The organism is Draconibacterium sp., assembly GCF_041583095.1.
In the GTDB taxonomy this organism is placed as follows: domain Bacteria; phylum Bacteroidota; class Bacteroidia; order Bacteroidales; family Prolixibacteraceae; genus Draconibacterium.
In genome coordinates this window covers 1-7,498 of record NZ_JBFHGM010000251.1, presented here as the reverse complement: position 1 = coordinate 7,498, position 7,498 = coordinate 1, and the positions used below count along the sequence as shown (strand labels likewise).

Sequence of the window (7,498 nt, the reverse complement as noted above, 5' to 3'; positions counted from 1 at the left end):
TTTGGTGTGGCATTGGCCTTTTATTACCGCAAATACATCGTTCGCCGCGAGAAATTCGATTGGGAAGACGAGCCCGATGATGACGAGGAAGATGATGACGATACAATAACATTTTCAAACAAAGAATTTTCCGACAGCTTCAAGAGTGACTCAACAAATTCAACCTTGTAATCGACTTCGCGACTTCGGCTTCCACTATATTCAATAAATAAAAAAGTATATTTGCCAACTTCAGATTCCCATCGGGATTGAACAAACAGATTTGCATGTAATATGAAAGGCGAAAAAATACATTGGAAAATACTATGCATTTTAACGATTTTGCTTTTCATTTCAGCTATTACCAGTGCGCAGAGTTTAGGTACCTCAACCGAAGGAAGTACGGCAATCACACTACGGGAAAACAACAGTGATCCTTCTGAATTATTCGACTCCCTGTTTTTTTCAACGCCAATTATACACCGCCTCGGAGTAGAAATACGGCCCGGCTACATTTTGCCAACCAATCCGTATTTTAAAGGAGAGAATAGCACATCACAGCCCGTTCGCTCGTCTTTTTCAACACATTTAAAATATTCTTTCCGCTTTTTCCCGAATACTTTGGCCGATAAAATTTATGCCAAACCATACCAGGGAATTGGACTGGCCGCCTACAATTTAAGTCATAGTCAGGAACTGGGAACCCCATTTGTATTTTACCTATTCCAGGGGGCGCAAATAAGCCAGATCAACCCAAAACTATCGTTAAATTACGAGTGGAACTTTGGATTATCCCTGGGATGGAAACCTTACAATTCGGAAACCAACCCAGGCAATACGGTAATCGGTTCGAAAGCAAATGCCTACATCAACACCAACTTTTATTTTAGCTGGTTGCTTTCCGAGCGCCTGAATTTTGATACCGGTTTATCGATCACCCATTTTTCTAATGGCAATACCAAGTTCCCCAATGCCGGGCTGAATACGCTTGCCTTAAAAGCCGGGGTGCTGTATAGTTTCGTGCGCAAAAGTGAGTCGCAAATTAGCCCGTCGGACTTATTTATTCCGGCATTTAAACGGCACATCAGCTACGACCTGGTTCTATTTGGCTCGTGGCGACGTACCGGCGTTGATTTTCTGGATGCGCAAGTTGCATCGCCCGTGGCTTACCCGGTAATGGGATTTTGTTTTGCGCCCATGTATAATTTTGGCTATAAACTTCGCCTTGGTATATCGCTCGACGGATTTTACGACGGAAGCGCCAATGTTTACACCCAGGATTACATTGCAGGTACCGAACAGGAATTTTTTAAGCCTCCACTCGATGAGCAACTGGCTTTGGGAATATCGGGCCGTGCCGAATATGTTATGCCCTATTTTACTGTTGGACTGGGCGTAGGTAAAAGTTTCCTTTACAGCAAAGGCGATTTAAAAGCTTTTTACCAGATTATAGCACTGAAAACAGAAATTACCCGCAACTCGTTTGTGCATATTGGCTACAGCATTAAAGATTTTCATATGCCAAATTTTCTGATGATTGGTCTTGGTTTCCGATTTAACAACCAATATCCTTCTTTTTACCGCAAATAGTTGTTGCCCTACTATTATTGGTGTATAATTAAAGTAGCATTGCCAGGTCCTATAATAAAACGCAGCGTTTACAAAACGCCGATCCCTTTCTAACCAGCTTTTTCACTAATCCTTCAGACCAGTATCCTGCTACAAAACATAAAATCAAATTATGCATATGTTTACTATAAGTCATAAATTGTAGCGTATTTTATGTTCAACCTCGTATCCCCGATACGAACAAAATTCAAAAAACCATGTCAGATCAACAAGATTACGATGCGTGCTACGATGCATTTATGGCCATTCCGGCCGACGAGGTGAGAATACCTGATATGCCCGTTAATGTGGCCATCCAGGAAAACGAAAACCTTTATTTATGGAGCCTCGACGATAAGTCTGAGCTAATGGGTGCAGGCCTGCCCGAAATCACTATCGATTCGTTAACGGTGCGCAACGGTGCCTGCCGCACGGCAGAGGCTAAGTGGAAACGCGAGCAGCATACACCACAGGATGCCCAAAAAGAATGGAACGAGCGGGCTCCGGCAGCTTACGAACTACGCAACCAGTTGCTGCACGATTTCAGGTATGCCTTCCGAAACGACGAGCGCCTGTTAAAAAAAGTAAGTGACATAGCCGAAGGAACGGGCGATGCCGATATGATACAGGATTTAAGCAACCTTGCTGCCCTGGGCGAAGCCAATCCCGAACCATTGGCATTAATTAATTTTGATGTTACTTTACTTCCGCTGGCGGCTACTACAGCCGACGAACTGGCAATAGTGCTGGCACAAGCCAATGGCGAAAAGGAAATCGACCACCAGGTAAAAATTATCCGCGACCGCGCTTATAACTACATGCAACAAGCTGCAAACGAAATAAAAAACTGTGGCCGCTATGTTTTCTGGAAAAACGAAGACCGGCTAATGGGCTACCGGAATATTTATAAGAATAAACATAAAAAAGTCAGGAGACAACTCGGTGAATAATAATTAGGGATGGTTATTATTAAATTCATGCCGGGACAGCGGAAACGTTGTTCCGGCTTTTTTTGCTTATAAATTACAGTTATCACCCGCAAAAATTAGATTATCACTCAAAACATTTGCTTATCACTGTCATTTTGTAAAATATCTCCGGTGATAACCGACAAAAAGCAAGTGATAACACCATAATACCGGGTGATAACGATAAATTTACGGGTGATAAGCCCTTTTTAGGGGTGATGACGGCGGATTTTGGAGTGATAACTATTTATTTTGAGGTGAGGACGATGTTCGTAAGGTTGAGGAAACACTTTTGATGGCTGCGGAGGGCTGTTTTGGGGCTGCGGACAAGGAGGTATCAATCTAAGATTATTTGGTCTACCTAATTAAAATAAACATATTTTTCTTTTGAATAGAAATTGTTTTTATCTTCGTCAGACTGAGAATCTTTCTAAACATAAGCTCCTTGATTAAGAAATTATTTTTAAACGAAGCATTTATTCTGGCATTGATTATCATCAATGCTATTATTGTATTTATTGGAGCATTTGAAATTAACTTCTGCATTAAAAAAAGAAGAAGATGTAGATGTTCAAACGCAGCCTGAAGAACCAGAAGAAGAGGAAAGCAAAATTGTAACTACAGAAGAAGAAATTGAAGGCTTCCATATTGTTAAGTCGATCTTACGTGAATCAGTTGATATTTCAAGGATTTATGCAAGAGATACTCAGTCATATTTTGGTGTTCTCTTGGATGATAATAATAGAAAACCACTTTGTAGACTTCATTTAAATGGAGGTAAGAAGTACCTTGGGATTTTTGATTCTAACAAAAAGGAATCAAGAGTTCAACTTGATGTAATGGACGATATATACAAGTATGCACAGCAACTAAAAGACACTATCGGTTATTACGAATAACAAAATAGTTATTGTCCGCGATGGTGCAATTTTGCAAACCGTGCCTGAGCCTGCAAGACTAAAAAAAGTTAAAACAACATTTCCAGAGACACCTTGAAGGTTTTAAAACCTTCAAGGTCTAAAGGCCATGGCTGGTTACATAGTGATACCCTCACTCTGAGTGAGAGCATCACTGTTCTATCCGCGCAAGTCAGCATCATCAGCGTTCAAATCATTCTGCGCAAATCTGCGTAATCTGCGAGCCATTTCTTCTCTGCGCAAATCAGCACAATCAGCGTCATTAGCATTCACTTCCTTCACATTAAAATAACTTTCTGCAATTGCTTTCTTTTCTGTGCAGGGATTCAAAAAAAGATGTAATTTTGCATCGAAATTATACGAAGTTCATTAAAAATGATTAGCAGAAGGATTATCCGCACAAAGGTCTTACAAGTATTGTACGCCTACTACTCCACCGACGAGAAATCGATCAACAACACAGAGAAAGAATTGTTCTTTTGTATCCACAAAGCTTACGACCTTTACCACTACCTGCTGGCGCTGGTACCCGAAATTGCAGACTATGCAGAGGGCCGTATCGAAATCAGAAGAAATAAACATCAGCCAACCCACGAAGATCTGAATCCGAACACCAAGTTTATAACCAACCAGGTTATAGATCAGTTGCGTAAAAACAACAAGCTGAACACCTACCTGGATCAGAAAAAACTGAGTTGGAAAGATCATCCTGAACTCATCAAGGAATTGTACCTGATGATGATTGAATCGGATATGTACCAGGAGTATATGGCCGACAAAAACCGCTCGTACATGGACGACCGCAAGTTTATTGAGAAACTTTTTAATAAGATTATCCTTATTTCGGAAGACCTGTACATGGTGCTTGAAGAGCAAAGTATTTACTGGAACGACGATGTTGAATTTGTGATTTCGATGATCGCTAAAACTTTGCGTCGTTTTAACGAACTTTCAGATTCGGATCAGTCGCTGATGCCAATGTATAAAGACCAGGAAGACCGCGATTTTACTAAAGATCTTTTGCGTAAGTCCATCATTAATCACAACGAATTACGTGAGTTAATTAAGGAACACTCGCGCAACTGGGATGTGGAACGCATTGCTTTTATGGACATTTTAATTATGCAACTGGCCATTACCGAATTCCTGTATTTCCCTACTATTCCTACAAAAGTGACCTTGAATGAATACATCGAACTTTCGAAGTTTTACAGCACTGAAAAGAGCCGCAATTTTATTAACGGTATTTTGGATAAAACGCTGAAAGACTTAAAAAGCACCGAAAAAATCAGTAAACAAGGACGCGGATTGATTGGCGAATAATGTACAAACTGGCTTTCATATTTTTGATGATTGTATTGGTTTCGTGCGAAGCCAGTAAAAGCAACAATAACGATCAAAAACAAGCAACTGAAAAATTGGCACTAACCGAAATTTCAGTTGATGAAGCCATTCATAATTTTGGGCAGTTAAAAGCCGGCGAAATTGTTTTACACACCTTTGTTTTAACCAACACCGGCAATAACGATTTTGTAATCGAGAGCCTTGAAACCGACTGTGGCTGCGTAACCACTCACTTTAACAGGCAGCCCGTAAAACCCGGAGAAAACGCTTTAATTGAGGTTGAATTTAACACTGCCGGATTGGTTGGAAGAGAATACAAAACAATTGAAGTACTTGGAAATAGCAAAGAATTAAAACATTTAGCTATTTTTGCCCAGGTTGAGAACGAACTTATTGATATTAAATATTAAAAATTATAGACATGTTGAATTCGATTTTATTAATGATGCAGCCACAAGATGGTGCTGATGCCAATCCTTTAATGAGCTTTTTGCCATTGTTGCTGATCATCGTAGTATTTTACTTTTTTATGATCCGCCCTCAGGTAAAACGCCAGAAAGAAACCCGTAAGTTTCGCGAAAGCTTGCAAAAAGGCGACAAAGTAGTTACCACCGGTGGTATTTACGGAAAAGTTGTAAAGATTGAAGAAACAGCCATTCAACTGGAAGTTGCAAAAGACGTTGTAATTAAAGTTGACAAAAACGGTATTGTAAAAGACTTAAGCGACGTTCAACCACAAAAGTAAAACAACGCTTTTAAGCTCTCCAAAATGGAGTATACAATAAAAGGCGTGAAAGAATATTCTTTCACGCCTTTTATTTTTCTTCCGACTTCGGCCTCCCGACTTCAGACTTTCTTAAACATTAAACCTGAAGTGCATTATATCGCCATCGTTTACGACATACTCTTTTCCTTCGATCGACATTTTACCGGCTTCTTTACAGGCCAGTTCCGATCCTAACGTTACAAAGTCGTTGTATTTAATCACCTCGGCACGAATAAATCCTTTCTCAAAATCCGAGTGGATTACTCCCGCTGCCTGTGGTGCCTTGCTGCCTTTATGGTAGGTCCACGCACGAACTTCTTTTACTCCGGCAGTGAAATACGTTTCCAGCTGAAGTAATTTGTAAGCCGATTTAATTAGTTTGCTAACTCCGGCTTCTTTTAATCCAAGATCATCCAAAAACATTTGGCGCTCTTCAAAATCATCCAACTCGGCAATATCGGCTTCAGTTGCTGCTGCAATCATCAGCATTTCCGAATTCTCATCTTTAATGGCTTCTTTTACGGCTTCAACGTGGGCATTTCCTTTAATCACGGCAGGTTCGTCAACATTACAAACATACAATATCGGTTTATTGGTCAGCAATTCGAGGCTTTTTACAGCTGCTGCATCCGATGGATCGACCTCAACAGTACGTGCCGATTTTCCTTCCATCAACACCTCTTTGTATTTTGAAAGAATGCGGAACATACGTTTGGCTTCCGGATCGTTTCCGGTACGGGCCTGTTTTTCAACTTTGGCAATGCGGCTTTCAACAGTCTCCAGATCCTTCAGCTGAAGTTCAATATCGATGGTCTCCTTATCGCGCACCGGATCGATAGTTTCATCAACGTGCGTAATATTTTCGTTCTCGAAACAACGCAATACGTGGATAATCGCATCGGTTTCGCGAATATTACCCAGGAATTTATTTCCCAAACCTTCTCCTTTACTTGCCCCGCGCACCAAACCGGCGATATCAACAATTTCAACCGTTGTAGGAACCACACGTTGCGGTTTTACCAATTCCTCTAATTTTGTTAATCTTTCGTCGGGTACAGTTATCACCCCTAAATTGGGTTCGATTGTACAAAAAGGAAAATTTGCCGATTGCGCTTTTGCACTCGACAAACAATTAAACAGTGTTGATTTTCCGACGTTTGGTAAACCAACAATACCACATTTTAAAGCCATTTTACTTATTTAAAAATTGCGGTGCAAAGGTAATTTATTTTTGCTATTTAAAAATTGATGTTTTTGCATACTTTTTCATCAATAAAACAGGGCTTATTGTATCTTTCACAAGTTAAATATTGGTTTTTTATAAAATCAGTAACTACATTTGTGTAAACTTTTAACTTATGATACTACGACATCTATCTATTGACTGTGTAATTTTTGGCTTTAAAGACAACAAACTGTGTGTACTGCTATGGCAATCGGAGTCTGATGTTGCCAAACGTTTTTTTAGCGAAAAAGATAACTATGAGGAGGTTGAAGACCTTTTTACCAAAAACCCAATGCATACCGGGCAAGATTACTGGGCATTAATCGGATCTCACCTTCCGGAAGATGAAGATATTGATGAATATGCCAAATTTATTTTATCGAAAACCACTGGCCTCGAAAACGTTTATCTCAACCAGGTTAAAACTTTCGGGAAGTTGGACCGTGTTCCTTTCTCACGTGTTTTAACCACGGCCTACTATGCCATTATTAACCCCGAATATCACGATTTGCGCCAATCAGAATTGGCCAAAGTATTAAACTGGTTCGAGATCGACAAACTTCCGAAACTGGTTTTCGACCATAAAGTAATTATTGAAGAAGCATTAAAAAAACTACATTCCGAGGTAAAATATCACCCCGTAGGATTCCGAATGCTACCCGATAAATTTACGTTAACTGAACTGCAAACC

General features: G+C 40.1%; 8 protein-coding genes and 1 pseudogene. 7 read left to right on the top strand and 2 right to left on the bottom strand.

Annotated elements, in window-relative coordinates; genetic code table 11:
• Positions 1 to 273: 273 nt before the first annotated feature.
• The 3 genes from ABZB17_RS18085 to ABZB17_RS18075 all read left to right on the top strand — a co-directional run bounded on the left by ABZB17_RS18085 (position 274) and on the right by ABZB17_RS18075 (position 3,454).
• Positions 274 to 1,569, top strand: a complete 1,296-nt coding sequence (locus ABZB17_RS18085; RefSeq protein ID WP_372652218.1) for an acyloxyacyl hydrolase — start codon at positions 274 to 276, stop codon at positions 1,567 to 1,569.
• 236 nt (positions 1,570 to 1,805) lie between these two features.
• Entirely contained in the window at positions 1,806 to 2,537 is a 732-nt protein-coding gene (locus tag ABZB17_RS18080) for a hypothetical protein (RefSeq protein WP_372652216.1), read from the top strand.
• A 536-nt stretch (positions 2,538 to 3,073) separates the two neighbouring features.
• Entirely contained in the window at positions 3,074 to 3,454 is a 381-nt protein-coding gene (locus ABZB17_RS18075; protein ID WP_372652215.1) for a hypothetical protein, read from the top strand.
• A 177-nt stretch (positions 3,455 to 3,631) separates the two neighbouring features.
• Here ABZB17_RS18075 and ABZB17_RS18070 read toward each other — a convergent pair whose 3' ends face one another.
• Positions 3,632 to 3,802 (bottom strand): hypothetical protein, encoded by a 171-nt coding sequence (locus tag ABZB17_RS18070; RefSeq protein WP_372652213.1) that lies wholly within the window; start codon positions 3,800 to 3,802, stop codon positions 3,632 to 3,634.
• Positions 3,803 to 3,847: 45 nt separating this feature from the next.
• Between ABZB17_RS18070 and nusB the strand changes: the two genes are divergently transcribed.
• Genes nusB through yajC form a run of 3 tightly spaced genes read left to right on the top strand, consistent with a single transcriptional unit; the run spans position 3,848 to position 5,561 of the window.
• Positions 3,848 to 4,795 (top strand): transcription antitermination factor NusB, encoded by a 948-nt coding sequence (gene nusB, locus ABZB17_RS18065; RefSeq protein WP_045033361.1) that lies wholly within the window; start codon positions 3,848 to 3,850, stop codon positions 4,793 to 4,795.
• On the top strand, positions 4,795 to 5,226 hold the full coding sequence (locus ABZB17_RS18060; protein WP_372652211.1) for a DUF1573 domain-containing protein: 432 nt from the start codon (positions 4,795 to 4,797) through the stop codon (positions 5,224 to 5,226). Before nusB ends, ABZB17_RS18060 begins: the two co-directional genes overlap by 1 nt.
• An 11-nt stretch (positions 5,227 to 5,237) precedes the next feature.
• Positions 5,238 to 5,561 (top strand): preprotein translocase subunit YajC, encoded by a 324-nt coding sequence (gene yajC, locus ABZB17_RS18055; RefSeq protein ID WP_303918070.1) that lies wholly within the window; start codon positions 5,238 to 5,240, stop codon positions 5,559 to 5,561.
• Positions 5,562 to 5,672: 111 nt separating this feature from the next.
• On the opposite strand, the gene ychF is transcribed toward yajC, so the two are convergent.
• Entirely contained in the window at positions 5,673 to 6,773 is a 1,101-nt protein-coding gene (ychF, locus tag ABZB17_RS18050; protein ID WP_372652209.1) for a redox-regulated ATPase YchF, read from the bottom strand.
• Between the two features lie 167 nt (positions 6,774 to 6,940).
• Between ychF and ABZB17_RS18045 the strand changes: the two are divergent.
• A pseudogene (locus ABZB17_RS18045) lies at positions 6,941 to 7,498 on the top strand (hypothetical protein); the annotation flags it as partial.

What these genes read in the sequence shown, in the direction of transcription:
- ABZB17_RS18085 (WP_372652218.1), top strand. Translation starts at nt 274, where the DNA reads ATGAAAGGCGAAAAAATACATTGGAAAATACTATGCATTTTAACGATT.
- ABZB17_RS18080 (WP_372652216.1), top strand. Translation starts at nt 1,806, where the DNA reads ATGTCAGATCAACAAGATTACGATGCGTGCTACGATGCATTTATGGCC.
- nusB (WP_045033361.1), top strand. Translation starts at nt 3,848, where the DNA reads ATGATTAGCAGAAGGATTATCCGCACAAAGGTCTTACAAGTATTGTAC.
- ABZB17_RS18060 (WP_372652211.1), top strand. Translation starts at nt 4,795, where the DNA reads ATGTACAAACTGGCTTTCATATTTTTGATGATTGTATTGGTTTCGTGC.
- yajC (WP_303918070.1), top strand. Translation starts at nt 5,238, where the DNA reads ATGTTGAATTCGATTTTATTAATGATGCAGCCACAAGATGGTGCTGAT.
- ychF (WP_372652209.1), bottom strand. Translation starts at nt 6,773, where the DNA reads ATGGCTTTAAAATGTGGTATTGTTGGTTTACCAAACGTCGGAAAATCA.